General features: G+C 75.1%; 24 protein-coding genes. 8 read left to right on the plus strand and 16 right to left on the minus strand.

The genetic code is table 11. The features are described from left to right. The 4 genes from FSW04_RS21285 to FSW04_RS21300 form a co-directional block, all read right to left on the minus strand. Entirely contained in the window at nucleotides 1–336 is a 336-nt protein-coding gene (locus FSW04_RS21285) for an STAS domain-containing protein (protein ID WP_187368984.1), read from the minus strand. A gap of 60 nt (nucleotides 337–396) precedes the next feature. Continuing rightward, nucleotides 397–630, minus strand: coding sequence for a hypothetical protein (locus tag FSW04_RS26465; protein ID WP_187368985.1), 234 nt, complete (start codon nucleotides 628–630; stop codon nucleotides 397–399). A 191-nt stretch (nucleotides 631–821) separates the two neighbouring features. Further along, the gene (locus FSW04_RS21295) at nucleotides 822–2,168 is read right to left on the minus strand and encodes an NAD-dependent epimerase/dehydratase family protein (protein ID WP_146922215.1); all 1,347 of its coding nucleotides are present in this window, start codon (nucleotides 2,166–2,168) and stop codon (nucleotides 822–824) included. A gap of 9 nt (nucleotides 2,169–2,177) precedes the next feature. Next, nucleotides 2,178–3,035: a DMT family protein gene (locus FSW04_RS21300; protein ID WP_146922216.1), complete on the minus strand. Its 858-nt coding sequence runs from the start codon at nucleotides 3,033–3,035 to the stop codon at nucleotides 2,178–2,180. A gap of 36 nt (nucleotides 3,036–3,071) precedes the next feature. On the opposite strand from FSW04_RS21300, the gene FSW04_RS21305 reads away from it, so the two are divergent. Continuing rightward, nucleotides 3,072–3,779: a polysaccharide deacetylase family protein gene (locus FSW04_RS21305; RefSeq protein WP_187368986.1), complete on the plus strand. Its 708-nt coding sequence runs from the start codon at nucleotides 3,072–3,074 to the stop codon at nucleotides 3,777–3,779. On the opposite strand, the gene FSW04_RS21310 is transcribed toward FSW04_RS21305, so the two are convergent. Then, nucleotides 3,757–4,782: a DegT/DnrJ/EryC1/StrS family aminotransferase gene (locus FSW04_RS21310; RefSeq protein WP_146922218.1), complete on the minus strand. Its 1,026-nt coding sequence runs from the start codon at nucleotides 4,780–4,782 to the stop codon at nucleotides 3,757–3,759. The two genes, FSW04_RS21305 and FSW04_RS21310, sit on opposite strands and share 23 nt — an antisense overlap. Nucleotides 4,783–4,825: 43 nt before the next feature. On the opposite strand from FSW04_RS21310, the gene FSW04_RS21315 reads away from it, so the two are divergent. After that, nucleotides 4,826–5,914, plus strand: a complete 1,089-nt coding sequence (locus tag FSW04_RS21315; RefSeq protein ID WP_187368987.1) for an MGDG synthase family glycosyltransferase — start codon at nucleotides 4,826–4,828, stop codon at nucleotides 5,912–5,914. 2 nt (nucleotides 5,915–5,916) lie between these two features. Here the strand turns inward: FSW04_RS21315 and FSW04_RS21320 are convergent, their stop codons facing one another. Beyond that, on the minus strand, nucleotides 5,917–6,270 hold the full coding sequence (locus FSW04_RS21320; RefSeq protein ID WP_146922220.1) for a hypothetical protein: 354 nt from the start codon (nucleotides 6,268–6,270) through the stop codon (nucleotides 5,917–5,919). A gap of 153 nt (nucleotides 6,271–6,423) precedes the next feature. Here FSW04_RS21320 and FSW04_RS21325 point away from each other — a divergent pair, with 153 nt between their 5' ends. Next, entirely contained in the window at nucleotides 6,424–7,965 is a 1,542-nt protein-coding gene (locus FSW04_RS21325; RefSeq protein ID WP_146922221.1) for an FMN-binding glutamate synthase family protein, read from the plus strand. A 36-nt stretch (nucleotides 7,966–8,001) separates the two neighbouring features. Next, nucleotides 8,002–8,535 carry a GNAT family protein gene (locus FSW04_RS21330; RefSeq protein ID WP_146922222.1) on the plus strand — a complete coding sequence of 178 codons (534 nt, stop codon included), beginning with the start codon at nucleotides 8,002–8,004 and terminating at the stop codon, nucleotides 8,533–8,535. Between the two features lie 19 nt (nucleotides 8,536–8,554). Here the strand turns inward: FSW04_RS21330 and FSW04_RS21335 are convergent, their stop codons facing one another. Both FSW04_RS21335 and FSW04_RS21340 read right to left on the minus strand, forming a co-directional pair. Beyond that, nucleotides 8,555–8,914, minus strand: coding sequence for a hypothetical protein (locus tag FSW04_RS21335; RefSeq protein WP_146922223.1), 360 nt, complete (start codon nucleotides 8,912–8,914; stop codon nucleotides 8,555–8,557). A 354-nt stretch (nucleotides 8,915–9,268) separates the two neighbouring features. Beyond that, the gene (locus FSW04_RS21340) at nucleotides 9,269–10,027 is read right to left on the minus strand and encodes a class I SAM-dependent methyltransferase (RefSeq protein ID WP_146922224.1); all 759 of its coding nucleotides are present in this window, start codon (nucleotides 10,025–10,027) and stop codon (nucleotides 9,269–9,271) included. A gap of 62 nt (nucleotides 10,028–10,089) precedes the next feature. Between FSW04_RS21340 and FSW04_RS21345 the strand changes: the two genes are divergently transcribed. After that, nucleotides 10,090–11,586 carry an ATP-dependent DNA ligase gene (locus tag FSW04_RS21345; RefSeq protein ID WP_146922225.1) on the plus strand — a complete coding sequence of 499 codons (1,497 nt, stop codon included), beginning with the start codon at nucleotides 10,090–10,092 and terminating at the stop codon, nucleotides 11,584–11,586. Here the strand turns inward: FSW04_RS21345 and FSW04_RS21350 are convergent. From FSW04_RS21350 to FSW04_RS21360, 3 genes are read right to left on the minus strand one after another with little or no spacing between them, the layout of a single operon-like run. Beyond that, on the minus strand, nucleotides 11,576–12,832 hold the full coding sequence (locus FSW04_RS21350) for an MFS transporter (RefSeq protein ID WP_146922226.1): 1,257 nt from the start codon (nucleotides 12,830–12,832) through the stop codon (nucleotides 11,576–11,578). The two genes, FSW04_RS21345 and FSW04_RS21350, sit on opposite strands and share 11 nt — an antisense overlap. Before the next feature lie 47 nt (nucleotides 12,833–12,879). Then, nucleotides 12,880–13,110 (minus strand): hypothetical protein, encoded by a 231-nt coding sequence (locus FSW04_RS21355; protein WP_146922227.1) that lies wholly within the window; start codon nucleotides 13,108–13,110, stop codon nucleotides 12,880–12,882. After that, nucleotides 13,107–13,559, minus strand: a complete 453-nt coding sequence (locus FSW04_RS21360; RefSeq protein ID WP_146922228.1) for a hypothetical protein — start codon at nucleotides 13,557–13,559, stop codon at nucleotides 13,107–13,109. Before FSW04_RS21360 ends, FSW04_RS21355 begins: the two co-directional genes overlap by 4 nt. A 605-nt stretch (nucleotides 13,560–14,164) precedes the next feature. On the opposite strand from FSW04_RS21360, the gene FSW04_RS21365 reads away from it, so the two are divergent. Then, on the plus strand, nucleotides 14,165–15,448 hold the full coding sequence (locus FSW04_RS21365) for an alginate lyase family protein (protein WP_146922229.1): 1,284 nt from the start codon (nucleotides 14,165–14,167) through the stop codon (nucleotides 15,446–15,448). Nucleotides 15,449–15,488: 40 nt separating this feature from the next. Here FSW04_RS21365 and FSW04_RS21370 read toward each other — a convergent pair whose 3' ends face one another. Continuing rightward, nucleotides 15,489–17,009 carry a hypothetical protein gene (locus FSW04_RS21370; RefSeq protein WP_146922230.1) on the minus strand — a complete coding sequence of 507 codons (1,521 nt, stop codon included), beginning with the start codon at nucleotides 17,007–17,009 and terminating at the stop codon, nucleotides 15,489–15,491. Nucleotides 17,010–17,439: 430 nt separating this feature from the next. Between FSW04_RS21370 and FSW04_RS21375 the strand changes: the two genes are divergently transcribed. Beyond that, on the plus strand, nucleotides 17,440–18,213 hold the full coding sequence (locus FSW04_RS21375; protein WP_146922231.1) for a hypothetical protein: 774 nt from the start codon (nucleotides 17,440–17,442) through the stop codon (nucleotides 18,211–18,213). Between the two features lie 46 nt (nucleotides 18,214–18,259). Here FSW04_RS21375 and FSW04_RS21380 read toward each other — a convergent pair whose 3' ends face one another. The 3 genes from FSW04_RS21380 to FSW04_RS21390 form a co-directional block, all read right to left on the minus strand. Then, complete coding sequence (locus tag FSW04_RS21380) at nucleotides 18,260–18,601, minus strand: hypothetical protein (RefSeq protein ID WP_146922232.1); 342 nt, start codon at nucleotides 18,599–18,601, stop codon at nucleotides 18,260–18,262. 28 nt (nucleotides 18,602–18,629) lie between these two features. Further along, complete coding sequence (gene mptB, locus FSW04_RS21385) at nucleotides 18,630–19,838, minus strand: polyprenol phosphomannose-dependent alpha 1,6 mannosyltransferase MptB (RefSeq protein WP_187368988.1); 1,209 nt, start codon at nucleotides 19,836–19,838, stop codon at nucleotides 18,630–18,632. Nucleotides 19,839–19,918: 80 nt separating this feature from the next. Beyond that, nucleotides 19,919–22,621, minus strand: a complete 2,703-nt coding sequence (locus FSW04_RS21390) for a glycosyltransferase (RefSeq protein ID WP_146922234.1) — start codon at nucleotides 22,619–22,621, stop codon at nucleotides 19,919–19,921. Between the two features lie 133 nt (nucleotides 22,622–22,754). On the opposite strand from FSW04_RS21390, the gene FSW04_RS21395 reads away from it, so the two are divergent. Beyond that, a complete protein-coding gene (locus FSW04_RS21395) occupies nucleotides 22,755–23,063 on the plus strand; it encodes a hypothetical protein (RefSeq protein ID WP_146922235.1) in 309 nt (102 codons plus the stop codon). Between the two features lie 96 nt (nucleotides 23,064–23,159). Here the strand turns inward: FSW04_RS21395 and FSW04_RS28195 are convergent, their stop codons facing one another. Beyond that, complete coding sequence (locus FSW04_RS28195; RefSeq protein WP_146922236.1) at nucleotides 23,160–25,904, minus strand: CBM96 family carbohydrate-binding protein; 2,745 nt, start codon at nucleotides 25,902–25,904, stop codon at nucleotides 23,160–23,162. Between the last annotated feature and the right edge of the window lie 29 nt (nucleotides 25,905–25,933).

Here is a 25,933-nt window from a genome sequence, read left to right on the forward strand (position 1 = left end):
TCAGGCCCGGCCGTCGAACGGCAGGTAGCCGTCCATCGCCGTGAGCTCGAAGAGCCGGGCCACGGGCTCGGAGAGCTGCGGGGCGACGGCGAACGACCAGCCCTCGGCGCGCGCGGAGCGGGTCGCCTGCAGGATCACGTTGAGGCCCGAGGAGTCCATGAAGACCACCTCGGAGAGGTCGACGACGACGGGCCCGCCCCCGGCCGCGGCGATCGCGGCCGCCAGCTCCGGGGCGGAGACGAGGTCCACCTCACCGGCGACCGCCAGCACGGTCGCGCCGCCGGCGCGGGGGCGGGCGTCGATGCGAAACGGCTCGGAGGCGGGAGGACGGGACACCGGAGGCAGTCGGGCGGCCGTGCTGCCGGGTCGGTCCGGTGCCGCCCGTCAGCGCGCAGCCTACCGCGTGCGGCCGTCCGGGCCCACGATCGCCGTGGTGATGTCCAGCACGGAGCGGGTGAGCTCGGAGATCGAGTCCAGCAGGTCGCCGAAGTCCTCGTCGGCGGCGGCGCGCCCCACGGGTCCGTCGGGCGGCGGGAGCGGCGCCCCGGACACGACGACGGGCGCCGGCGGCGGATCGACCGGGGTCGACCGGCGCCGCCAGGGCTCGTCGCGGTGGACCATGAGCCTCATGCCCAGGATGATCGGGATGTCAGGGCACGGGCTTGAGGCTCCGATCGGGGGAGCCGCCCGCGTCACCGCGGCCCGTCGAGCGCCTCGACCGGCGGATGGGTCTCGCGGCTGCACCAGCTGCGCCTGCACCTCGACGGCCTCTCGCCCGTCCCGCCCGTGGGCGCCGAGCCGCCGGCGGCCCGGCGGCCCATCTAGGCCGAGCCGGCGGCCAGGCGCCGCGGCACGACGTGCAGCGCGCTGGTCAGCAGCCCCGACAGCACCACCGTCTCGAGCACGTGGGCGCGCCCGACCGCAAGGTCCCCGGAGTCGATCGCCCCCAGGAGCAGCACGCTGAGCACGGCGAGCAGCCCGATGCCGAGCGCCTGGGCGCGGTGCACGGCCGCCGGCCACTCCGTGGCCGTCAGCGACCACAGCGGCACGAGCAGGGCGCCGCCGATGATCGCGATCGCCGTGATGCGGTCGTCGCCCTCCGTGCCCAGCAGCACCGCCAGCGTCGCGGCCAGGACGGCCAGCAGCGCGACCGTCCCGGCGTAGACGGGATCGGTGGCGCCGGAGGCCAGCCGCGCGCCGACGCGCCGGACGCCCGCGGGCACCCGCGGTCGCAGCCGGGCCGCCGGCACCGGCTCCGGCGACGGCGGCGTGGCCTGCACCCACGCGGCGTAGCGACGCACGCCCTCGGCCAGCGGCGTGCGGGCCCGCCAGCCCAGCTCGTCCTCGGCGCGGTCGCTGGAGATCTCGGCGCCGCGCAGGTCGCCGCTGCGCCCCGGGGTGTGGACGATCGCGGTCGGCGCCACCTCGGCGCACACGAGGTCGGCCAGCTCGCGCACCGTCGTGGTCTCGCGGCCGGCCAGGTTGTAGGTGCGCCCGGCGGCCTCGGGCGCCAGCGCCCGCACGACGCCCTCGGCCAGGTCCTCGACGTAGACGAACGAGCGCTCCTGGTCGCCCGTGCCGGCGATGCTCAGCGCCTCGCCGCGCAGCGCCCGCCCGACGAAGGCCGGGATGACCGCCGCAGGCCGGGCGCGCGGGCCGTAGGGGATGCCGAAGCGCAGCACCGTCGAGCTCACGCCGTACAGCTCGGCGTAGGAGCGGCAGTACAGCTCGCCCGAGAGCTTGCCCGCGGTGTACAGGTGTGCGGGGGGCACGAGCGGCGTGTCCTCGTCGACGGCGGCGGCGTCCACGTCGGAGTACACCCACACGGTGGAGGCGTAGACGACCCGCGCGGTGCCGTGCAGGCGGGCGGCCTCGAGCACGTTGAGCGTACCCAGCGCGTTGAGCTCGGTGGCCCAGGCCGGGCGCTCGTGGACCTCGTTGACGTCGGCCGCCGCCGCCAGGTGGCAGATCGCCGCGCACCCGCGCGACGCGGCGAGCACGTCGTCGAGGCGGCGGACGTCGCCGATGACCGTCTCGACGCCCGCATGCCACGGCGACGCACGCGTGTCGAGGATCCGCGGGCGATGGCCGGCGGCGATGAGGCGGTCCACGACGTGGGAGCCGATGAACCCCGCACCTCCGGTGACCAGGACGACAGATCCGCGCATGGGCGCAACCTAGTGCACCGCGTCGACGACAGCGCGGCTTCGGCCCAGGACCGCCCCGCCCCCCAGGACGAGCACCAGGCCCGCGACGAGCACCGCGCCCCCGCCCGGCGTGCCCGACCAGCGCTCGCCGAAGAGCACGGGCGACAACGCCACGGGCAGCGCGGTCTCCAGCACGAACATCGGCGGCGCCACACGCGTGACGTCGAAGCGCTGCATCGCGGTCATGTCGGCCAGGAAGCCGACGGCCGAGGCCGCGCCCGTCGCGGCGGCCCAGACCAGGACGCCGGCGACGTGATGGCGCCCGGCCTCGACGGTCAGCAGCTTGCTCGTCAGCGCCGCCAGGGCGAACGCGCAGCCCGCCGAGACGATGAGGCCCCACCCGCCCTCGCGGCCGTCCCGGCCGCGCACGAACGGCAGGGCCACCGCGGCGGCGAGCACCGCCCCCGCGGCGATTGCGGGCCCCGTCGCCGGCAGCGCCGAGGTGTGGCCGGGCGCGGTGAGCGCGAGGACCGCCACCCCGGCCCCGACCGCGCCCACCGCGCCCCACTCCCGGGCGCCGACGCGCTCGCCGAGCAGGCGCGACCCGCCGAGCAGGATCACGACGAGCCCGAGCGCGAGCGTGGGCTGCACGACGGTGATCGGCGCCCACGAGAGGGCGAGGAGCTGCAGCGGCCAGCCCGCCACCGCGACCGCCGTGCCCAGCACCCAGAGGCGCCGCCGGGCCAGGCGGGCCAGCAGTGACAGGCGCAGGCCGTGCTCGCGGCCGACGGCCTGTGCGGCGCGCGCCTGCAGCAGGACGGCGCCGTCGAAGCAGGCCGCCGCGAGCGCGGCGGCGGCGATCCCACCCAGCAGGCGGCCGTCGACCATGGCGACAGCATGGCGGCCAGCTGCCAGGATGGCGGCATGGGCCTGCGCACCCCGCTCGCCGCAGCCGCCGCCGGGGCGACCGTCGCCTGGTGCGGACCGGCCCTGGCCCCGCTCGTGCCGCCGCTGGCGGCGGCCCTGGGGCTGCCGCGCCGCGTCGCGCCCGCCGGCGCCGTGGCCCTGACCTTCGACGACGGCCCGCACCCCCGCGGCACCCCGGCGGTGCTCGAGGTGCTGCGCGAGCACCGTGCCGTGGCGACGTTCTTCCTGGTCGGCGAGCAGGTGCGCCGCACCGGCGGCCTGCGGGACGAGCTGCTCGCCGCCGGCCACGCCGTGGCGATCCACGGTGACCGCCACCGCACGCTGCTGCGCCTGCCTCCGCGGGCCGTCGTCGACGACCTCGCCCGGGCGGCCGACACGATCGGCCCGGCCGCCCTTCCCGTGCACCGTGCCCCCTACGGCATCTACTCGCCCGTGGCGGTCCGGGCGGTGCGGGCGCGGGGCTGGGAGCCCCTGTTGTGGTCGCGCTGGGGCCACGACTGGCGGGCGCGGGCCACCGCGGCCGGCGTGGCCGCCGAGGTCACGCGCGACCTGGGCGACGGAGACGTGCTGCTGCTGCACGACGCCGACGACTACAGCGCCGCGGGCTCGTGGCGGACGACCGCCGCGGCGCTCCCGCATGTGCTGGAGGCCATCGCCGCCGCCGGCCTGCGCACGGCGCCCGTCAGCGCGGCGGGTCTTCGCTGAGCTCGGGCCGGTAGTACAGCGGGGCGCACGAGTGCGACACGGCGACCCAGTCGGTGTTGGGCAGGTCCTCGTGACGCCCCAGCAGCCGGTGGCAGGGCTGGTCGTAGACGCGCCCCGTCGAGCGCTCCAGCGGCGCGAAGACGATGTACTTGTACAGGCCGGACACCATGCCGTCCGGCAGCCGCAGGCGCGACGGGTGCACCGGGTCGAGCTCGGCGCGCGCCACGGCGTTCTTGCGGGCCACGATCTCGTCCAGGCGCTCGGCCTGCACGACGCCGATCGCCGCGGTGAACTCGCTCATGCGGAAGTTCAGCCCCTGCACGCGGTGGTCGGGCTTGCCGTAGTTGCGGAAGGCCGTGGCGAACTCCAGCAGCTCGGGACGGCGGGAGACGAGCATGCCGCCCTCGCCCGTGGAGACCGTCTTGGTGGCGTAGAACGAGTAGACCCCGGCGTCGCCCCAGGTGCCCGGCGCGCGGCCGTGCAGGCTCGCGCCGTGGGCGTGGGCGCAGTCCTCGATCAGGAACACCCCGGAGGCCCGGCACAGCGCGGCGATCGCCTCGACCTCGAAGGCGATGTGGCCGCCGATGTGCACGAGGAACGCGGCCTTGGGCCGGTGGTGGGCGATCGCGCGCTCGTACTCGGCCAGCGTGCCGCACAGGTCGTCGCGCCCGCAGTCGACGAAGCGGACGTCGGCCCCCAGGTGCAGCGCCGCCAGCGGCGTGGCCATGAACGTGTTCGACGGGCACAGCACGACGTCGCCGGGCCCGACGCCGGCGAACTCCAGCGCGGCCAGCGCGCCACCCGACCAGCTGCCGAACGCCACCGCGCCCGCGTCGTGGCGGCCACCCCACAGGTCCTCGAAGCGGCGCACCATGGCGCCCTCGGACCACTGCTGGGAGTCCAGGACGCCGTCCCACAGCTCGTGCAGGCGCGCGCGGTCGCGCTCGTCGAAGCCGATGGCGAAGCGCGTGTGGTCGGCGGTCGTGGCGGGATCGGAAGCCATGGGTGGCGCGGAGCATAGGCCCCGCGGGCTAGGGTCGCGTCACGTGCGCGTCCTCATCTTCAGCTCCGACATCGGCGAGGGCCACGAGCTGCCGGCGCGGGTCGTGTGCGACGGGATCCTCGCGCGCCGCCCCGACGCCGAGGTCCTTGTCCTCGACACGATGCGCGCCGCGGGGCCCGTCGCGACGCTCGTGGTTCGCCGCGGCGCCGAGGTCGTGCTCGGCCGCTTGGGCTGGCTCTTCGACCTGCAGTACTGGCTCATCGCTCGCTTCGCCCCGACGCGCGCGCTCATGCGCCGCCTGTGCGCGCTCATCGCGCTGCCGGGGCTCCTGCGCACCGTCGCCGCCTTCGCACCCGACGTGATCGTCTGCACCTACCCGGGCGCCAACGAGCTGCTGAGCGACGCCCGCCGCCGCGGGCGGCTGGCGGTGCCCGTCGTCTCGGCGATCACCGACCTCGCCGCACTGCAGTACTGGGCGCACGCCGGGTGCGACCTGCACCTCGTCGTCCACCCCGAGTCCGCGGCCGAGATCCGGGCGATCGCCGGGGCCGCGGCGCGCGTGGTCGCCGTTCGCGGACTGACGTCGCCGGGCTTCGAGGCGCCCGTGGACCCCGCCGGCGCCCGGGCCGCGCTGGGGCTGGACGGCGGCGCCCCGGTGGTGCTCGTCTCCGGCGGCGGGTGGGGCATCGGCGACCTGGAGGGCGCCGTGCGGGCGGCGCTCGCCGCCGACCCGGCCGCGCAGGTCGTGGCGCTGTGCGGGCACAACGCGCCGGCCCGCACCGCCCTGCAGGCCGCGTTCGCCCGCGAGCCGCGGGTCCGCGTCAGCGGCTTCACCGACCGCATGGACCGGCACCTCGCGGCCGCCGACGTGCTCGTGCACTCGACCGCCGGGCTCACCGCGCTGGAGGCCATGGTCTGCGGTGCGCGCGTGATCTCCTACGGGTGGGGCCGCGGCCACGTGCGCCTCAACAACGAGGCCTACGCCCGCTTCGGGCTGGCCGACGTGGTCGAAGGTCCCGCCGGGCTGTCGGCGGCGATCGCGCGGGCGCTGCTGCGCCCGCGATCCCCCGACGTGGGCTACGCGCGGCGTCCCGCCGCCGCCGACGAGATCCTGGACCTCGCGGGCGCCTGAGCTCAGTCGCCCGGCAGCACGGTCACGCTGTGGGCCGAGGGCAGGTCGGGCAGCTCGCCGCCGAGGTCGCGGGGCAGGCGCAGCTTGACGTGGATCCGCGTCCCCGGCGTCAGGGTCTCCAGCCGGCCCCCGTACACGCGCGCGGGCTCGAGGTCCAGCGTCACGTCGCGGCCGCAGAAGGCGCCGGCGTGGCCGTCGGTCTGCTGGACGCCGAGCACGACGCGCTCGAGCGGGACGTCGAGCCAGCGGATCTCGCCGGTCAGCTCGTAGTTGACCAGCGGGTTGTTCGAGCGGGCGTGGCTGTGGGCGTGGTGGCCCAGATGCGAGATGCTCGGGTACGGGGTGGAGTTGGGCATGGCCCCATCGTCGCCCCGGCCCACGGACCTCGCATCCGTGGAGGACCGCAGCGGACGGGGGCGCACCCCTGATCCTGCGGGTTTCCCGCATCCGCCCGCGGGCCGCGGCCGGATGCGCCAGGACCGCCCGGCGCCTAGCGTTGTCCTCCCGCCATGGACGCCCCCGCCCCCTCCCGCCGCCGGCCCGGGCGCCGCAGCGCCGCCGCGCTGCTGACGGGCCTCGTCGGCTACGACCTGCTGCAGCGCCGCCACGCGATCCTGCGCAACTTCCCCGTGGTCGGGCACCTGCGCTACCTGCTCGAGCTCTTCGGGCCCGAGCTGCGTCAGTACATCGTGACCTCCAACGACGAGGAGCGCCCGTTCTCGCGCGACCAGCGGCGCTGGGTCTACGCCTCGGCCAAGCACGAGATCACGACGTTCGCCTTCGGCAGCGACGATGAGATGGAGCAGGTCGAGAGCCTCGTCGTGCTGCGGCCCGTCCCGTTCGGGCCGCCGGCGCCGGCGCCCGGGCGCCCGGGCGGCGCGCCGGACCACGCGATCGCCGCCGGCAAGGTGCTCGGCGCGCGTACGGGGCGCCGCCACGCGTTCCGCCCCGCGTCGGTGGTCAACGTCTCGGGCATGAGCTACGGCGCCCTGTCGCCCACGGCCGTGGAGGCACTCAACCGCGGCTGCGCCCAGGCCGGCTGCCTGCACAACACGGGCGAGGGCGGCCTGGCGCCTGCCCACCGCCATGGCGGCGAGCTCGTCCTGCAGATCGGCACGGGCTACTTCGGGTGCCGCGACGAGACGGGGCGCTTCAGCCTCCAGCGCCTGGTCGAGCAGGTCGCCTCGGCGCCCGTCCGGGCGCTGGAGATCAAGCTCTCCCAGGGCGCCAAGCCCGGCCTGGGCGGCATGCTGCCCGCGGCGAAGGTCACGCCGGAGATCGCGGCGATCCGCGGCGTGCCCGCCGGACGCGACTGCATCAGCCCGCCCGTGCACTCGGCGTTCGGCACCGTGGAGGAGCTCGTCGAGTTCACCGAGCTGCTCGGCGCCGAGACCGGGCTGCCGGTGGGGATCAAGTCCGCCGTCGGCGGCCGGGCGTTCTGGGACGCGCTGGCGGCGCGGATGGCCGCGACCGGCGGCGGACCGGACTTCGTGACGATCGACGGCGCCGAGGGCGGCACCGGGGCCTCGCCGCTGGCCTTCGCCGACCACGTGGCGCTCCCGTTCAAGATCGCGTTCTCTCGCGCGTACGCGGCGTTCGCCGAGGCCGGGCTGGCCGAGGACGTCGTGTTCGCCGGCGCCGGGCGCCTGGGCTTCCCCGACGCCACCGCGTTCGCGTTCGCGCTGGGCTGCGACCTCGTCAACGTCGGGCGCGAGGCGATGCTGGCGATCGGTTGCGTGCAGGCCCAGCGCTGCCACACGGGCGCCTGCCCCAGCGGCGTGGCCACCCAGAACCGCTGGCTCATGCGCGGGCTGGACCCGACGCTGAAGTCGGCGCGCACGGCCAACTACATCACCGCCCTGCGCGCCGAGACGCTCGCGCTGGCGCGGACGTGCGGGGTCGCCCATCCCGCGCTCCTGCGCCCGGAGCACCTCGAGATCGTCACCGCGCGCTTCGGGACGGCCGGCCTGCGCGACGTGTTCGGCTACCGCGCCGAGTGGCCGCTGCTGTCGCCGGCCCGCCGCGAGCAGGTCGCCGCCCTGGCCGGCTGAGGGGCCCGCGGGCGCGATCGGCGATCATCGGCGTCCGTGGACCTCGACACCTGGCTCGCCGCGCCGCTCGTGCGCACGCACCACCGCCGCCGCAGCGACGCCGCCCCCGACGTGCTGTGGGACGCCGCGTCGTCGGTGCGCCTGGGCGACTGCCGCGTCCTGGGCCGCCTCATCCGCGCCCGGATCCCGGGCCTGCCCGCGGCCCTGACGTTCCGCGACATGTTCGGGAGCGACCCCTTCAACATCCTCGAGACCGGCGACCGGCACCTGCTCTCCGGGCTGTGCGGGCGGATCTGGACCGTGCGCCGGGACTTCTCGGCGCTGTCGGCGCCCGAGGACTTCCTGACCTGGCGGGTGCCCGGGACGGTGCGGGTCCTGTTCGCGACCTGGGTCGAGCCGGCCCACGGCGGGTCGGTCCTGGTCAGCGAGGTGCGCGTCGCGCCCGTCGACCGGCGGGCCGGGATGTACGTCCGCGGCCTCGGGCCGTTCATCGCCGCCTTCCAGGGGCTCGTCGCGGTCGAGCCGATGGGCCTCGCGGTGCAGCGGGCGCGGCCGCTCGCCGGCTCCTGACCGCGGGGCGGCCCGCGGGTCAGAGCCGCGCGGCCACCAGGCCGGCGGCGAGGACGACCAGCCCGCAGGCGCAGGCGCGCAGCGCGCCGTCCAGCGGGGCCGCCAGGCGCGCCGCGTCGAGCTCGATCGCGCGGCCATCGGCGAGGACCTGTCGCCCGCTGACCGAGACCGTGCGGCGGCGCAGCTCGCGCACCGGGGTGCTCAGCCGCCGCTGCGCCAGGCTGAGCAGGTAGCAGGCCCCGGCGACCAGCAACCCCTCGGCGCTGACGTGCAGCGCGTTGACCCACCATCCCGTCAGCGCCGGGAACGCACCCCACGACGCCGCGAACCAGCGGTCGGAGTGCAGGCGGCCGCCGAAGAGCTCCAGGTTGTAGGCCACGGTCAGGAAGGCCCGGCCGCCACGAGCGGCAGCAGCGTCAGCGACACGACGAGCGAGCCGGCGATCCCGATCGCCACCGCGCCGCCCAGGCCCACGACGGCGAGCACGTCGAGCGTCCGGTCCGAGAGGCGCGTGCCCAGCGGACGCCCGCGCCGCTCGTCCAGCGCGTGGGCGGCGACGCCGACGGCGAGCGCGAACGCCGCCAGCGCCCAGGCCAGGCGCCCGGCGTGCAGGCTGGGCGCGACGGCCGCGCCGATCGCGACGTAGCTCAGGTGCCAGGCCGTGTAGGGCGGGTGCAGCAGCGTGACGAGGTCCCGCCACCCGCCGGGGCGCAGCGCGTAGAAGGCCGGGCGCTCAAGCGGGCCGTGGATCGCCGCCGCCGTCCCTCGTGCCCCACATGACCACGCCCGCGCCGAAGCTCATGCGCCGCACGCCGACGCCGCCGATCCCGGCCTCCTCCCACAGCCCGGGCAGCGTGTCGAGCGGGTGGCGCGCGTAGAAGCCCGGGATGCTGCGGGCCAGGAAGCGGCCCGTCTGCGCCCACTCACGCGAGACCAGCCGCCCGGCGGCCGGGAGCCCCGCGCGGGTCCACAGGTCCCAGAGGCTGCGCAGCGGCCCCGGGTCCGGGACGCCGAACTCCAGCGTCGCGATCCGCCCGCCCGGCGCCACGACGCGCGCCAGCTCGCGCAGGGTTGCGGCGGGGTCGTCGACGTAGCGCAGCAGGTAGGTGAACGTGAGGTGGTCGAACGCGCCGTCGTCGAACGGCAGGTGCTCGGCCTCGCCGGTCACCAGCGTCACCCGGCGCGCCAGCTGCGGGTCTCCGGCCAGCCGCGCGCGGGCGCCGGCGAGCATGTGCGGGCTCTGGTCCAGGCCGACGATCGAGCAGCCGTAGCGGCGCACGAGCGCCTGGGCGACCATCCCCGTGCCCGTGGCCACGTCGAGCACGCGCTGGCCGGGGTGCGCGCCGATCCGGTCGACCATCGCCCGGCGCCAGCGCGGGTCCTGGCCGAAGCTCAGCGCCGCGCCGACGCGGTCGTAGTGGCGCGGGAGCCCGGCGAACAGCTGCAGCGCGTGCTCCTTGCGGGCGCCGCGGGTCGCCGCGTGGTCGGTCATCGCCCCACAGCTTCCCGGTCGGCGGCGGCGGGCGCAACCGACCGGTGCGCCACCATGGCGGGGTGCTGTTCGCCGAGCTGGCCGTCACCTCCGCCGCCGTCGCCGGGGCCCGCTCGCGACGGGAGAAGGCCCGGCTGCTGGCCGACGCGCTGCGCCGCCTGGATCCGGGCGAGGTCGAGGCGGGCGTGGCCCACCTCAGCGGCGAGCTGCGCCAGCGCCGGACGGGGGTCGGCTGGGCGGCGCTGCGCGACCTGCCCGCCCCGGCCGCCGAGCCGACGCTGCAGGTCGGCGACGTCGACGCTGCGCTGCAGCGGCTGGCGGCGCTGGCCGGCCCCGGCTCGCAGGCGGCGCGCCGCGACGGCGTCGCGGCGCTGTTCGGGCGCGCGACGGCGCCCGAGCAGGCGTTCCTGCGCGCGCTGATCGGCGGCGAGCTGCGCCAGGGCGCGCTGGCCGGCGTCATGGCCGAGGCGGTCGCCGCCGCGACCGGCATCCCGCGCGCGGCCGTCGACCGCGCCGCGATGCTGGCCGGCGACCCGCGGATCGTCGCCCAGGTCGCGCTGCGCGCGGGCGAGCAGGGCCTCGCCGCCTTCGCCCTGCAGGTCGGTCGCCCGGTGGGCCCGATGCTCGCCTCCCCGGCGGCGTCGCTGGAGGACGCGATGGAGCGCGCGGGCGAGGCGGCGGTCGACGTCAAGCTCGACGGCGCGCGCATCCAGGTCCACCGCGACGGCGGCGACGTCGCGATCTTCAGCCGCTCGCTCGACGACCTCACCGCCCGGCTTCCCGGCGTCGTGGCCGCCGCGCTGGAGCTGCCGGTCCGCCGCGTGGTGCTCGACGGCGAGGCGCTGGCGCTGGACGCCGCCGGTCGCCCCGCGCCGTTCCAGGTCACCTCGTCGCGGATCGCCTCGGGCGCGCCGGGCATCGTCGGGGTGCTCTTCGACGTCCTGCACCTCGACGGCGAGGACCTCCTGGACGCGCCCCTCGCGCGCCGCGCGCAGGCGCTGGAGGCGGCGGTCCCCGAGGCGCTGCGGGTGCAGCGGGTGCTCACGGGCGACGTGGCCGCCGCCCGGGCGCACTTCGACGCCGCGCTGGCCGCCGGCCACGAGGGCGTGGTCGTCAAGGATCTCGGCGCCCCCTACGCGGCGGGCCGCCGCGGCGCGGGATGGCTGAAGGTCAAGCCGCGCCACACGCTCGACCTCGTCGTGCTCGCCGCCGAGTGGGGCCACGGGCGGCGCCGCGGGTGGCTGAGCAACCTGCACCTCGGCGCGCGGGCGGTCGGCGGCGAGGGCTTCGTCATGCTCGGCAAGACGTTCAAGGGCCTGACCGACGTCATGCTCGCCTGGCAGACCGAGCGCCTGCTCGCCCTGGAGACCGGCCGCGACGGGATCGTCGTGCACGTGGCGCCCGAGCTCGTCGTCGAGGTCGCCTTCGACGGGGTGCAGACCTCGCCGCGCTACCCCGGCGGGGTGGCCCTGCGCTTCGCCCGCGTCCTGCGCCACCGCGAGGACAAGCCGGCCGCCGCGGCCGACGACCTCGCCGCGGTCCTCGCGCTCAGGCGTTGACGCGGTCGCCGCCGCCGCCCGGCCCGGGCTCGGCGGCCAGCAGGCGCGGGGCGGCGGCGACCATCGCGGCGCCGACGACCAGGGCGAAGCCCAGCAGGGTCGTGCGCACGCTGAGGTGCTGCAGCGCGATCCCCACGCCGACGACCGGCACCGACAGCCCGACGTAGCCCGCCAGGAACAGGCCGGCCAGCGCCTCGGCACGCGACTCGGGGGCCGAGATCGAGCCCACCGTGCCGATCGCGCCCTTGAACACCGCGCCGATGCCGCCGCCGGCCAGGGCGCCGCCCGCGAGGAACAGGGCCAGGCTCGGCGTCGACAGCCACGCAGCGACGACCGTGAGCGCCAGCCCGGCGAGCATGAGCCCGATGCCGGTGGCCAACATCCGGCGCAGCCGCCAGGACTGCATCGCGGCCTGCGCGACGACGCCGGCCCAGAACGTCACGAACACCGCGACGCCCGCCAGCGCGTGCGACGGGTGGTGCAGCGCACCGCCCAGGAACGTCGCGCTGAGGCCCGTGAAGAGGCCGAGCGCGCCGAAGGACACGAACGCGCCGGCGGCCGCGGCGGCGAACCGCCCGCGCGCGGCCTCGGGGACCGCGACGCGCTGGGGCCGGTAGGCGGGCATCGGGTCGGCGCGGCGCCGGGTCTCGGGCGCGACGGCCACGAGCACGACCGCCAGCAGCAGGAGCGCGACGAACACGACGTAGGGCACGGCGAGCGGCCGGGCGACCCACTGCGCCAGCGCCCCGGAGATCAGCGGCCCCAGGCCCAGCCCGCCGAGGTTGACCGTCGTGGCCACCAGTTGCGCGCGCCGCGGCCCGTCGCCGGGCCGCGCCTCGGCGTGCAGCTCGGCCAGCCACGCGGTCGCGGTCGCCGTGACGACCCCGACCGAGAGGCCGTTGACCACGCGCGCGATGAGCAGGCCGGGCACCTCGCGCCAGGCCAGGAAGACCAGGGCGCTGAGGACCGAGACCGCGACGGCCGGCACGAGCACGCGCCGCCGGCCGTGCCAGTCCGAGACGTGGCCGGCGAACACGAGGCTGGCGATGACCCCGATCGCGTAGGCCCCGTAGATGACGGTGATCGTGAACGAGGAGAACCCGTCGCGCTGCTGGTAGAGGCCGTACAGCGGGCTCGGCACGGTCGAGAAGGCCATGACGACGGTGAACGCATAGGCCACCGACCAGAAGCCGGCGTCGAGGCGGCGCCGGCGGGCCTGGGCGGCGGGATCCTGGGCGACGGCCATCCCCGGGAGCATGCCCGGCGGGGCGCCGGCGTGCGCGCCGGCGCGGGTCAGATCGCGCGCATGCGGTTGCTGCGCGCCAGGTGCGCCAGCTCGGCGAGGTCGAGCGCCTCCAGCAGCGGCGGGCGGCGCCGCCGGCGGATGGCGTCGAGCAGCGTCCCGGGCCCCGCCTCGCCACGGCGCCGGACGACGTGGGCCAGCTCGTCCAACGCCCCGAGCGCCGACCGCCGGCGGTGACGCGCGCCGCCGGACCGGCCGCCGCCGGAGCCCAGGCTCGTCATCCCTCGGGCCCGGACCGGAGCTCGGCGCCGTCGATCTCGGAGGGCTGCACGACCCCCAGGCGGCCCAGCGCGCCGACGTCGGAGAAGTAGTGGCAGGCCGCGGTGATGCGCCCGCCGTCGACGGCGTAGAGGCCGATGACGTCGATCTCGGCGGCCAGCCGCATGGCGCAGACCACCCGCCGGTCGTCGAGGAGGTACAGGTCGCGCACGACCAGCTCCGCGTCGCCGGCGACGGCGGGCAGCGGCCGGTGGATCGCACAGCGGCGGTCCACGGAGCATCCGAGGCGGTCCTGCGTCGTGCCCGGCGGCAGGCGGTCGCCGGGCGTCGTGGTCAGCGCCTGCCCGTCGCCGGCGTTGTGCGAGGCGATCGCGCGGCGCACGACGTCGCCGGGGTCCGGGGCGGACCCGAGGGCCGACGGTGCTGGGGGCAGGAGAAGGGAGGTCCTCACCACGGCCACTCCGAACGAGGTTGGGGATGTGGGCGCGGGCGAGGCTCGGCGCCCGCGTGACGCGTCGTCCCGGCCTCGGGTCCTCCCGACCGCCGGCCCTCGGCGAGGCCGGCCACCGCGCCCCTCGACCATAGTCCTGCCTGGGCGTCACGGTTCCGTACCTTTCCGCAGCCCGGGCGAGGCGGACTACGGATGGCCGACCGGTACTCGCGCCATCGAGGACCTACGCGATCTGTGAGGACGAGTGTTCAGGCGAACGTCATGTGGATCGCGACAGGCTGGCACGACGCCGGCGCGAGTCCTCGCGACCACCCTCCGATCACGGCAGGCCCCATGTCCGACCCGGCACCACCGGCCCGCATCCTCGTCGCCACCGACCGCACCTCGGCCACCCCGGCGCTGCTGGACGCCATCCGCGACCGCGCGGTGCGTCCCGGTCGACGGCCAGGTCTCGACCCGGCGCGACCCCATGGACGCCGTGGAGGAGACCCCTCTCGGTCACCGGCCGCGACGTCATCGAGCAGGTGCGCGGGACCCACGAGGGCGGCAACCTGGGCGCGCACGTCGAACCGCTCCCCGACCGGGCGCGACCGGACCGACCTCTGATGCGCCGCCGCCTGCTCGCGCCCGCCGCCGCCGTCCTCGCCGCGGCGGCCGCGTGGCCCGGCACCGCCGCGGCCGCGCCGCGTCCGATGCGCGCCGGGGTCTGGACGACCCCGGCCGAGCTGCGCGCGCTGCCCGAGCGCGGTCCGGCCTGGACGGCGCTCAAGCGCGTGGCCGACGAGCCGATCGGCACTCCGCACCTCAACGGCAAGAACAGCAGCGCCGACACCCACACGCTGGCCGCAGCGCTCGTCTACGCACGCACCGCCGACCCCGGCTACGCCACCAAGGTCCGGACCGCGCTGATGGCCGTCATCGGCAGCGAGCGCGGGGGCCGGACGCTCGCGCTCGCACGCGGGCTGCAGGCCTACGTCATCGCCGCCGACCTCGTCGACCTGCACCGCCTCGATCCCGCCGCAGACCAGGCCTTCCGGACCTGGCTGGCCGCCGTGCGCACCGAGCGCCTGCGCCCCGCCGACACCCCGACGCTCATCGCCACCCACGAGATCCGCCCCAACAACTGGGGCACCCACGCCGGCGCCAGCCGCATGGCCGCCGACGTCTACCTCGGCGACACCACCGACCTGGCCCGCGCCGCGAAGGTCTTCAAGGGCTGGCTGGGCGACCGCGCCGCCTACCACGGCTTCAAGTACGGGCCACGCTCCTGGCAGGCGGACCCCACCAGGCCCGTCGCGATCAACCCACCCGGCGCCGTGCTGCACGGCCACCCCGTCGACGGCGCCCTGCCCGACGACCTGCGCCGCGGATGCGGCTTCCAGTTCCCCCCGTGCCCGACCGGCTACCCATGGGAGGCCATGCAGGGCGCCGTCGTCCAGGCCGAGATCCTGCACCGCCAGGGCTACGACGCCTACGACTGGGGCCACCAGGCGCTGCTGCGCGCCACCCGCTTCCTGCTGGCCCTCGACCGCCGCTACCCCACCGGCGGCTGGGGCATCAGCGGCGACGACACCTGGATCCCCTGGCTGCTCAACGCCCGCTACCACACCCACCTGCCCACGACCTCGCCCACCCAGCCCGGCAAGGGGATCGGCTTCACCGACTGGACCCTGGGCCCCACCGGCCGCCGCGTCACCGGATCCACCGCCGGCACGCCCACCCCGACCACGACACCGCCGCCCTCCGGGAGCCCGGCATCCGACCCGGGCCGGTCCTCATCGCCGTCGGCCACCCTCCCCGGCGAGTTGGGAATCGGTGCGCTGGTGCTCGCCGCCGCTCTGACCGCCGTGCTGGCCAGACGCCGCGGGCAGCGCCACGCCCGACCCTAGCCACCGCAGAGCCCGACGGCCCATCGGCCAGCGACCCGGATCACGGCCCGGGGACGGCGCACCCCGGTCTGTCCTGGACCAACCGGGCCACCGAGAACCGGGCGGTCAGGGTGAAGGTCCCGGTCTCGGGCGTCTTCAGCAGCGTCCATCCGGCACGCGGCGAGACGCACGCGCGGCCACCCGTGACGTCCCAGTAGGGCGTCCAGTGCACGCGGAGCAGCACCGACCCCGGGCGTCGCACCTCCACTCGAACCCCCGAGCCGGTCAGCCGCACGGCACCGGCACGCCCGGAGCCCAACGCCAGCGGGTCGAGCACGCGGTACAGACGCCAGTGACGGCCCGCCCAGATCTGCTGCAGGAACGGAGCACCACGCCGGACCATGGCGGCCTCCGTCCGGCCCGAGGGATCCATGCGCGTGTCGGGCAGCGCGACGTAGTCCACGGCGTTGGCCCGCAGCCACCGGTCATAGACGGCCGGCGTCAGCCGATGGTCGTAGAACAAGGGGTTGAGGCGACGATCCAGCTGGCGCTCCCACCCGCGCGCCAGGGCGAACCTGCGTGCCAGGTACACGGTCTCCCAATGCCCCTGGGTGAACGGCACCTCGACGCGACCGGCCGTGGCGCCCACGGCCCGCAGCTTGGCGACCAGCGGCTGGTAGTAGGCACTCGCGGCCGACGGGTCGTCCCATCCGCGCGCGGCCTGGGTGATCGGGTCGATCCACTGCCATGCGGCGGCGGCGCACAGGATGAGCAGGAGCACCACCCGACGGACCGCGGGCGCGGTGGCCGCCGCAACGAGGAGCACGGGGGCCGCGAACGCGGTCCCCAGCCGCGTGATGTTGCCGCCCATCGGGCTGGCGATGACGAAGCACAGCACAGCGGCCGCGGCGTACAGCACCAGCGCGACGCGCAGGTGCCTCCGGCGTCCGACCGCGACCGCGGCCGCCAGCGAGATCGAGAGCGTCACCGCGAACGACGACCAGGAGAACGGCTGCGATCCGCCTTCGGGGAACGCGACGCTGAGCGCGACGACGCCCGCGAGCGCGGCGAGGCCGGTCACGAGCGCGGCCCAGTGCCGATCGACGATCCACAGCGCCGCGCAGACGAGTGCGAGGAACAGACCCGCCACGGGGCTCGTGGCCGCGCAGCCCAGCGCGAGCACGGCCGCGCTGCGCGGCCGGTGGTGCACGAGCGCGAACACCGCGGCCAACCCGAACGACACTCCGAGCGCGTACGTCATCCGGCCGATCAGCAGGTCCGCCGAGCACCCCACCGCGAACCACCACCGTGCTGCCGTCGCCCCGCGACCTGCCACCAGGGCATCGAACAACGCCGCCGACGCCACCGCCGCCGACGCGCCCGCCAGGCGCACGCCGACCGCCGCGCCGACGGCGGGGAACACGAGCGAGTACCCGGGCAGGTGGTGCCCGCCGTACCAGCTGTTGTCCCAGACCGCGAACCCGTTGGCCGCGAACAGGCCCACCCGGTGCAGTTGCGCCGCGAGGTCCGCGGTGGCCGGCCCGACGAGCAGCCATAGGCCGGCCAACAGGGCCGTGAGCATCCAACTCGGCGGGGATCGTCGCCAGTCGACACGGCCGCGTGCGGGCACGATCACCCCTGCAGCATCGGCCACCGCCGCTGAACGGCTCCTGTACGCGCCACGCGCGTTCAGGTCGCATTCAGCCGCGACCCCCCTACGATGGCGGTGATGTCGGTCTCAGACCTCGACCCCGTCGGCCTGCTGTTCGGCGCCTCCGCGGTGCTGATCTATCGCCGGCTGCGGCGCAGCTAGGACCCTGGGCACGCACGTCGCAAGCCGTCGAGTCGGCCTGACGACGCTGTTGGCCGCGCTCCTGGTGGCCGCCGCGTCGCTGCTCATCGGCCGGTCGCTGCGCTTCGACGCCTACGGCTGGCTTCGCTGGGGCCGGGAGATCGGGCTGGGCCAGGGACCGTTCGACACGACGGGCTATCCGTCCTGGAAGCCCCTCCCGGTGCTCCTGACCGTGCCGCTGTCGATCACCGGCACGGCAGCGCCGATCCTGTGGCTCCTGGTGACTCGGACGATCGGCCTCGCCGGACTGGGCCTGGTGCTGCGCCTCGCGACCCGCCAGGGCGGAGCCATCGCCGGAGCCGCCGCCGTGGCCCTGCTCGCCGCGGCTCCGGGCTGGTGGCCGACCCTGCTGGGCGGCGGGATCGAGCCCGTCGTGGTGACCCTGGGGTGCTGCGCGCTCGCGGCCCATCGCGCCGGCCGCCCGCTGCTCGTCATCGCGCTGCTGTCAGCGATGGCTCTCGGCCGCGAGGAGGCGCTGCTCATGCTGGTGGCCTACGGAGTGATGCTGCGACGGCGCGGCCGGCGCTGGATCTTGGCCGTCGTGGGCGCCTCCAGCGGCGTCCTGGCAGCCTGGCTCGGTGGCGACTGGCTGGGCTCCGGCGACCCATGGCGTGGTGCCGAGCTCGCGCGCGCGGCGACCGCGTCGCCGACCTCATTGCACGGTCCGGCTCTTGGGATTGCTGTTGTGGCGACCGCAGTCGTCGTCGCCCTCGCGGTCGTCGGCGTCGCCGCGGCGTGGCGGGCACGCAACCGCGCGGTCACAGGCCTGGCCGCCAGCGCCATGGCCTGGGCGGCCGTCGACCTGGCGCTCTCCGGCATCGGCTACCCCCTCCCCGCACGCTTCCTGCTGCCGGCGGCGGCCGCCGCCGCCGTGACTGCCGGCACCGGCCTTGCCGTGCTGCTTCGCGGCCCAGGCGCTGTCCGTAGCTCCTGACCCGATCCACCGGAGGCCGCCGGCCGGGCGAGACCGCGCGCTCCAGCTAGGACCCGGCCTGGTCGCGGCACGCCGGCTCGGCTCGTGCCTCCCCGAAGCACGCCGACCGATGACGGTCCCGGGCGCCGAAGTCCGGCGCCCGGTAGCCACCGATGACGCGGCCCGCGCGGTTGACCAACAGGCACTGGCGGTAGCCGGGGGCCGCGCCGCAGACGACGTCCTGCCGGGCGCCGGGCGCCGGGACCGGCTCGCCGAGGCGGACGTGCGCGGCGGCCGCCCAGGCGTGGAATGCGCTCTGGTCGCTCGGCACCCGCTGACGGAACCCTGTGCTGCGCACCACGCTCACGGCCGTGGCGACCAGGATCAGGGCGGCGAGGACAAGGAGCACGGCGTCGATCAGCCGCAGGCGCGGGAACCTACGCGACAACGTCAGGCACCAGGTGGGCGACGAACATGACCTGGATGAACAGCGTGGCCCACAACAGCCGCCGATCAGAGGTCAGGATGGCGAACGGCAGCGGCCAGATCGTGTACCACCCGAACATGGCGCTCCCCGCGCCCGCGGCGAGCAGCAGCGCCCAGCCGGCGCCGGCGACCCAGTCGGCACCTCGCCAGACCGCCCACAGCAGTCCGGCGAGCACGAGCGCGGCCACCCCGGTCCCGAGCGGCCGGCGCCCGGGGAACCGGCCGATCAAGGCCATGATGTCACTGCCCGGACTGCTGCTGGTCACGAGGTGGGCGTGTGCCAGCACGGACGCGAACCCGAGCGCCGACCCTCGGAACACCGCGACGGCAAGCGCCGCGATGGCGGCGAACGCGGCGAGGCCGCCCAGGGCGGCGCGCCGGGGCTGCGGACCCCCCAGGAGCAGGAACGGCAGCACCACGGCGGCGCTGGCCTTGACGGCTGCTCCCGCCACGACCGCCGCCGCTCCCCCCGCCTCGCGCCGGGTGCACGCCAGGAGCACGCCGAGCATGGTGATGGCCAGCATCACCAAGTCGTTGTGGGCGCCCCCGATCGCGTAGATCAGAAAGATCGGGTTGAGCCCCACCGTCGCGGCCGCCACGACCGGGTCGCGTCCCCGGGCCTCGGCGATCCGCCAGACGAACGCAACGACGGCCAGTCCGGCGGCGGCGGCGAGCAGCTTGAAGCCCCACAGGCCCGCGGCGATGCCCAGCGATCCCAGAGCGTAGGAGGGGATGGTGAACAAGGGCCCGTAGGCGCTCGGGGTGTGGGCCCAGAGCGCTGCGACGTAGCGCAGCACCGGGTCGTGCGGAGCCGCGTCCGGGCCGTACCGATACGGGCTGATGCCGTGCAGGGCGCCGAGCCGGCCGTAGGCGATGTAGCTGAAGACGTCACCGGAGAGCAGCGGAGGAGCCAGCAGGAAGATCACATGCAGCGCCACGATCCCGCCGATCACGACGGAGGCGGGCAGCGCAGGCCGGCAGGCCAGCACCACGGCGTAACCGGCGCCCAGGACCAGCACCGAGACCAAGAGCGCGCCGTGTCCGCGCGTCTGGCCGGCGCCCGCGAACGCCCCGGCCATCCAGCCGGGAAGCCGGTCTCCTGCCGCGGGCACCAGGAACGACGCGCCGGACGCCGCGCCGCTCGCGAGCCACGTGCTCACCACCATCATCGACGACAGCGCGGCAGCGCCCGCGACCGCGGTGGCCCCGGGCCGGCGGGCGACGGCGGGCGACCGGCCTGTCACGGCGGCGGCACCGACGGGCTGCCCAACGGGATCAGCCCCGGCTCGGCACCGGGACGGTCCTCGAAGGCCGTGTGCGCCGTCGCCGCGTCGTCGGTCGACGACATGCGGATGGCCGGGATCAGCCAGAGCGCCTCGAGCGCGATCGTCACCGACATCTTCGACCGGCCCAGGCGCCGGTCGCGGAAGACGATCGGCACCTCGGCGACCGCGAACCCCTCGCGCACCGCCCGATAGGTCAGCTCGACCTGGAAGGCGTAACCGCGGGCCCGCACGCTCGGCAGGTCGATCCTCTCGAGGACCTCGCGGCGCAGGCACTTGAACCCGCCCGTCAGATCGCGTACGGGCAGGCCGAGGACCTGCCGCGCATACCAGGAGCCTCCACGGCTGATCCCCCGCCGGATCCGGCCCCAGTCGCTCACCCCTCCCCCGGCGACGTAACGGGAGCCCAACGCCACGTCGGCACCCTCGTCACGAACGGCGCTGAGCAGCCGCACCAGATCGGCGGGATCGTGCGACCCGTCGGCATCCATCTCGAACACGAACCCGGCCCCCTCGTCGAGGGCCTGCGCGAAGCCCGCGAGGTAGGCCGGTCCCAGCCCCTCGCGAACCGTGCGGTGCAGCACACGGACCTCGGCGTGTTCCGCTGCGAGCCGATCGGCGATCCACCCGGTCCCGTCGGGCGAGTCGTCGTCCACGACGAGGATCACGAAGCCCTCGGGCGCCGCGCACGACAGGGCGGCCCGGGCACCCTCGATCACGGTCTCCAGGTTGTCGGCCTCGTCGTAGGTGGGCAGCACGAGCCAGGGCACGCCCCAGGCCTGCGATGGGCGCGCGCGGGCCACGGGCGCGGGGGCACGCCGGCGGTGCAGCGCGCGGCCCGCGAGCACCGCCGCGAGCGTGATCGCCACCCCCGCCGCTGCGATGGTCAGCACGTCGCGCGGGAACGGGCCATGGCCCACCGTGCTCCAGAGGTCGCTGCTGAACGACAGGACCCCGATCGCCGTCATCGCGGCGACCAGCGGCGCGCTGGCCGCCAGCGCGGTCATCGCGATCGGGACGAGCAGGTACCACGAGAACCCGAGGTCCGGGAGCAGTGCCGCGAAGGCGACCGACACGACGGCCCACCCGCGCACCATGCGCCGGGGCGTCCCGTCCTGACGCAGGCCCACCGCGAGCATCACGAGGGCGAAGATCAGCGCCACCACGGCGCGCGGAGGCGACGAGCCACCGGTCTGTAGGAGGCGCAGCTCGCGTCCCATCAGTCCGGGCGCACCCGCGAAGGGGGCGTATACGACCGCGACCGTCACGGCGACGAGCGCCGCCTCGAGCGCGAGCTCGGCCCAGCGGTGGCGGCGCAACAGCCCCACCCAACGTACGGCCACCAGCGGGAGCGTGACCAGCTTGACCAGCGCCGACAGCACCATGCCGACCGCACCGACGCGCCGGTGGCCGGCCACCAGCGCCAGCGCCCCGGCGAGCACGAGCGCGACCATCACCGAGTCGACCTTGGTCGGCGCCCCCATGATCACGATCGGGTTCCAGCCGTAGGCGACGACCCCGGCCAGCTGTGCGCGCGGATAGAGCCTTCGCAAGAGCAGGACGATCAACAGCAGGCTCAGCGCCCCGCAGAGCGCGAGGGCGACCCGATAGGCGACGAGGCCGTCGACGACCTGGCGTCCAGTGACCTTCGCCAGCCCCACGTCGAGCAGCGTCCAGACGCCGAGCTTGTTGTCCCCGGGGATCGACGTGTACCGGCGGTCGGTATAGGCGTAGGCGGGGTCCCCGGGAAACGCGTCGGCGGCGACGGCGTACGGGTCGGCGCCGTGGACCGCGGCCACGCGACCGGTGGCCATGTACTCGTAGATGTCGGTATTGAGCGTGGGCAGCGCCACCACGGTCAGCGCGAAGAACACCAGCGCCCCCCCGGCGACCAGCGCCAGCCGGCGCGGCGTCGCCTCGCGCCGCCAGCACGCTCTCAGCGCGGCCGCGTAGACCGCGAATGCGAGCGCCGTGGTCAGCAGCACGGCCGCCGCGATGCCGGGCCGGGTCGTCGGCACCGGCAGGTCGGCGTTGGTGACGGCCGACCAGAGATCGAGCCGGTGGATCAGCGCGGCGCTCGGCTTGGCCAGCCGCGCCGGCGTCTGGGACAGCACGAAGCACCAGACGGCGACCATGGCCCCGAGCGTCGTGGCGCAGCCGCTCAGCACCCAGGCCAGACGCCGGCTCACGGCGTCCGGCGGCTTCTCGGCCGCGAACGACCACACGCGGTTGCCGACGAAGCTCACGGGCGTCACCAGCGCGATCGCGACGGCCTGGGCGACGACCTTGGGCAAGCCGGAGGCGACGGCTGTGCGCAAGAGGATCAGGTTGGCGCCGAGAGCCACGACCGAGACGAGCAGGAAGCGGGTGCCCTGGCGCACGAGGCGCGCACGGCGACGACCGAACGTCCACCGGCGGTTCCACACGTAGTTGTTGACCACCGCCACCGAGAACGAGCCGGCCGCGGCCAGGACGTAGTAGACACCCAGGCCGTGGACAAGGGCCACGTAGACGGCGAGGTTGACGACGTAGCCCAGCGCCCCCACCACGCAGTATCGGCCGAGATCCATCCAGTTGCGCCGGCGGCGAAGGGCGCGGCCCCAGCGAGCACCGATGCCCAGGTGCATCTTCCGCTGCCCGGATCCGTCCGCGCTGGCCATCCACGACGAGCGTCCCAGTCACGAACTGACGCGCGCCTGAACACCGCACCGCCCGGCAGCCCGCTCCTGGCCTTCGCCGCTTCGGTCGCCGACGGCTGGTCCCCGCTGTCGTCATGGAGCATGGCTCGACCCCATGGAGAGTCCGTCGGTTCGTGTGGCGACGTCGTGGTCCTCGGCCAACCTGACGACGCTGGTCATCGTCACGACCGCACGTCCCGCAGGCCGATCGAGGCACGCATGGCGGTCGACGGCGAGATCGTCAGCTACCTCCAGGCGACCAACGTCACGCGCCGCGCCCCAGGTCGAGCGGGCGCGCCTGGAGCACGAACGCCTGAGGCTCGCCGACCTGCGCCGGCAGGAGGGCGAGCGCAAGGCCCAGGACGCCGGCCTGGACGCCGCGGTCGAGCCCTGCACGGGCCAGGTGCTCGGCCCCTGGCGGTAGGGCGTCTGGGCCGTCGACGATGTCCTGCCGGGCTGCTCGCCATCGCGTCGCTCCCATGGGGCGGGACACCGACAGGTTCTGAGTCAGCCTCCAAGGTCAGGTCGGGAGCACGAGCTCGGGCTGGTTGGTGCCTTCGCGGCTGGAGTAGATGGCGCTGTTGGTGCTCGAGCTGGTGATCTCGAAGCTGTAGATGCCGTTGCCCGTGATGGCGGAGCCGAGGGGGATCTCGATCCACTGGCCGGCGGTCGTGCCGCCGATGGTGGCGATGCTCGAGCCTGTCGGGACCGGCGCGGTGTTCCAGTTCACCGCGCCCTCGGTCCACGCGTCTCCGACCTTGTAGATCGCGCCGCCGTCGGGGCTGGCGTCGGTGACGAAGAGCCGGAGCTTGGCGCCGACGATGGGGCCAGAGGCTCCCGTGACGTCGAACTTCAGCAAGGTGTGGTACGTGACGTTGTTGCTGGCGTCGCCTTGGCGGATCTGCAGGGTCGTCGCGGTGCCGTAGTTTCTGGTTGGGCTGGTGTTCTTGACGTGGGCGTCGGCGACCGGGGTGATCGTGCGTGTGGTCCCAGGCGGCGGCTGGTCGGCGACCACGATGTACCCGGCTTTGGTCTCGACGTCCGAGACGCCGTCGGAGGTGCGCGTGGCGGTCAGCGTGACGGTGTAGGTCCCGGGCGCGGTATAGGTGTGGCTCGGGCTCTGCTGGTTCGAGGTGCCGCCGTCGCCGAAGTCCCAGCTCCAGCTGTCGGCGCCGCCGGTGGACTGGTCGGTGAAGTCCACCGCCAGCGTGCCCTGCCCGCTGGTCGCCGAGGCCGCAAACTGCGCGACGACCGCCCCGGGGCCGGGGGTTCCACCGCCGCTGGTGGTCAGGATGAGTTGCGGCTGGTTGGCCGCGGCCTCTCGGCTGGCGTAGTACTGGCTGTTGGAGCTCGTGGTCGTCAGCGCGAAGCTGTAGATGCCGTCGGCGGCGATCGGGTTGCCCAGCGGGATATCGACGAACGCGGCGCTGGCGGTCTTGCCGGCGGTTCCGATGGTCGACCCCAGCGCCGGGGCGGTGTTCCAGGTGATGCCCGACTCGGTCCACGAGGATGAGGTCGCACTGACCGCTCCGCCGTCCGGGCTGCCGTCGGTGGAGTACAGCCGCAGCTTGGCGGAGGTCGGCGTGCCCGTCAGCCCGGTGACGTCGAACTTGAGATAGGAGTTGTAGTTGGTACCGGTCGCGCTTGAGTCCTTGCGCAGGCGCAGCGATGTCGCCGTGCCGTAGTTCTTGGTCGGGCTGTTGGACTTGACCGGTGCGTCGGCCACCGCCGGGAAGCTCTGCTCGCCGCTGGCCGGCACGTCGGCCACGCTGATCAGCCCGGTCTGGGTCTTGGTGTCCGGGCCGACCGCGTTGGTCGCCGTCAGCGTGACCGAGTACGTGCCGTTGGCGGTGTAGGTGTGCGCCGGGTTGACCTCGGTGGAGGTCTGGCCGTCACCGAAGTCCCACAGATATGAGGACGGGGCCGGCGTGCCGGTCGTGGTGTTGGTGAACTGCACGTTCAGGGGCGCGGTGCCGGACGTCGGCGTCGCCGAGAAGTTCGCCGTCGGGGCACTCTCGACCGGCGGGTTGCCGCCCAGCGCACGGTCGCTGTGCCAGTAGAGGTTCAGCGTGTCCTCACCGGCCAGGGCGACGATGCCGCTCTGGCTGGTCAGGTTCTGCTTGGTGGAGGTGACGTCGTTGAGATCGGGCGTGCCGCTGCCCTCGTGCATGATCGTCGTGCCCGGCCCGTTGGTGAACTGCGGGCTGGCCATCGAGGTGACCTTCTCGCAGATGTCGCCGCCGTTCTGCCCGCTGGTCGCGCCGGCCTCCGGGCAGGTGGCCAGGACATGGATCTCTCCCGCGGCCTCGTTGAGCAGGATGAGCGGGCGCGTGTGCTGCGGGGCCAGGCCGAAGACATAGTGCGACCAGACGCCGGCCGGCGAGCGCCGGGACAGCAGGATCAACGGATTGCCGGTGGTCTCGCTGGTCTTGGTCGCGGCCCAGACGTTGCCCGCCGTGTCGGCGCGCAGGCTGATGTGGTCATCGGGGCTGTAGCCCGTGTTGAGGTTGGCCACCGACCACGCCGAGTCCGCCGCGCCGTCGGTATGGACGGCGAAGCGCATCTGCCCGGCGGCCTGGTCGCTCCACAGGATGCCGATCTTGCTGTCGAAGGCGATGATCGAGGAGATGTCGTCCTTGGACGTCGTCCCCGCGCCCGGCACCTCGACCGGCGCGGTCCACGACGCCTCGTCGCCCGCGTTGCTGTGCGCGAACCAGATCTTCTGCCCAGCCTGCCAGGTCGCCCACAGCCGCCCGGTCGAGTCCTTGTCGATCGTCATCGTCTCGGCGTCGTGCGGCGCGAACGTGACCGGGAACCCGCTGTCCAGCGAGTAGCTGTCTGACAGCGTGTTGTAGCTGTAGCGATAGAGACGGTTGCCGTTCGCCGTCCCGGCGCTCGTGCTCGGCGCGCTGCCGCTCAGCGTGCCGTCGTGGTAGACGTGGCTGGCGACGTAGAGCTTGTTGATCGAACCGTCCCACAGGATGTCCGAGCGCGTGCTCTTGCGAGGATCAAGCTGGGTGCCCGTGTCCTGCCAGGTGTTCGAGGTCCGGTCCAGCCTGTGGATCGAGTGCTTGTCGGTCGAGCCGTTGTACAGGTCGCCCCACCACGAGCCATCGGCATACCACAGCTTGCTCTCCTTGTTGCCCGTCGCAGAACCACCCAGGCTGCCCCACGACGCATCCTGATAGCCCACATCGCCGGTCGCCGCCCGCGCCGCAAGAGGCAGCAGCAAGGTCGCCGCCAACAACAAGAACATCGCCAGCATCGCGCCCCGCCCAGCACGACGACCGACCG

The organism is Baekduia soli (genome assembly GCF_007970665.1).
In the GTDB taxonomy this organism is placed as follows: domain Bacteria; phylum Actinomycetota; class Thermoleophilia; order Solirubrobacterales; family Solirubrobacteraceae; genus Baekduia; species Baekduia soli.

Excerpts from the sequence above, each read along its gene's own strand:
- FSW04_RS21325 (WP_146922221.1), top strand. The coding sequence starts at position 6,424 with ATGGACGCCCCCGCCCCCTCCCGCCGCCGGCCCGGGCGCCGCAGCGCC.
- FSW04_RS21390 (WP_146922234.1), bottom strand. The coding sequence starts at position 22,621 with ATGGCCAGCGCGGACGGATCCGGGCAGCGGAAGATGCACCTGGGCATC.
- FSW04_RS26465 (WP_187368985.1), bottom strand. The coding sequence starts at position 630 with ATGAGGCTCATGGTCCACCGCGACGAGCCCTGGCGGCGCCGGTCGACC.
- FSW04_RS21355 (WP_146922227.1), bottom strand. The coding sequence starts at position 13,110 with ATGACGAGCCTGGGCTCCGGCGGCGGCCGGTCCGGCGGCGCGCGTCAC.
- FSW04_RS21340 (WP_146922224.1), bottom strand. The coding sequence starts at position 10,027 with ATGACCGACCACGCGGCGACCCGCGGCGCCCGCAAGGAGCACGCGCTG.
- FSW04_RS21320 (WP_146922220.1), bottom strand. The coding sequence starts at position 6,270 with ATGCCCAACTCCACCCCGTACCCGAGCATCTCGCATCTGGGCCACCAC.
- FSW04_RS21295 (WP_146922215.1), bottom strand. The coding sequence starts at position 2,168 with ATGCGCGGATCTGTCGTCCTGGTCACCGGAGGTGCGGGGTTCATCGGC.
- FSW04_RS21365 (WP_146922229.1), top strand. The coding sequence starts at position 14,165 with ATGCGCCGCCGCCTGCTCGCGCCCGCCGCCGCCGTCCTCGCCGCGGCG.
- FSW04_RS21395 (WP_146922235.1), top strand. The coding sequence starts at position 22,755 with ATGGAGAGTCCGTCGGTTCGTGTGGCGACGTCGTGGTCCTCGGCCAAC.
- FSW04_RS21300 (WP_146922216.1), bottom strand. The coding sequence starts at position 3,035 with ATGGTCGACGGCCGCCTGCTGGGTGGGATCGCCGCCGCCGCGCTCGCG.
- FSW04_RS21370 (WP_146922230.1), bottom strand. The coding sequence starts at position 17,009 with ATGCTCACGGCCCTGTTGGCCGGCCTATGGCTGCTCGTCGGGCCGGCC.
- FSW04_RS21310 (WP_146922218.1), bottom strand. The coding sequence starts at position 4,782 with ATGGCTTCCGATCCCGCCACGACCGCCGACCACACGCGCTTCGCCATC.
- FSW04_RS21350 (WP_146922226.1), bottom strand. The coding sequence starts at position 12,832 with ATGGCCGTCGCCCAGGATCCCGCCGCCCAGGCCCGCCGGCGCCGCCTC.
- FSW04_RS28195 (WP_146922236.1), bottom strand. The coding sequence starts at position 25,904 with ATGCTGGCGATGTTCTTGTTGTTGGCGGCGACCTTGCTGCTGCCTCTT.
- FSW04_RS21305 (WP_187368986.1), top strand. The coding sequence starts at position 3,072 with ATGGGCCTGCGCACCCCGCTCGCCGCAGCCGCCGCCGGGGCGACCGTC.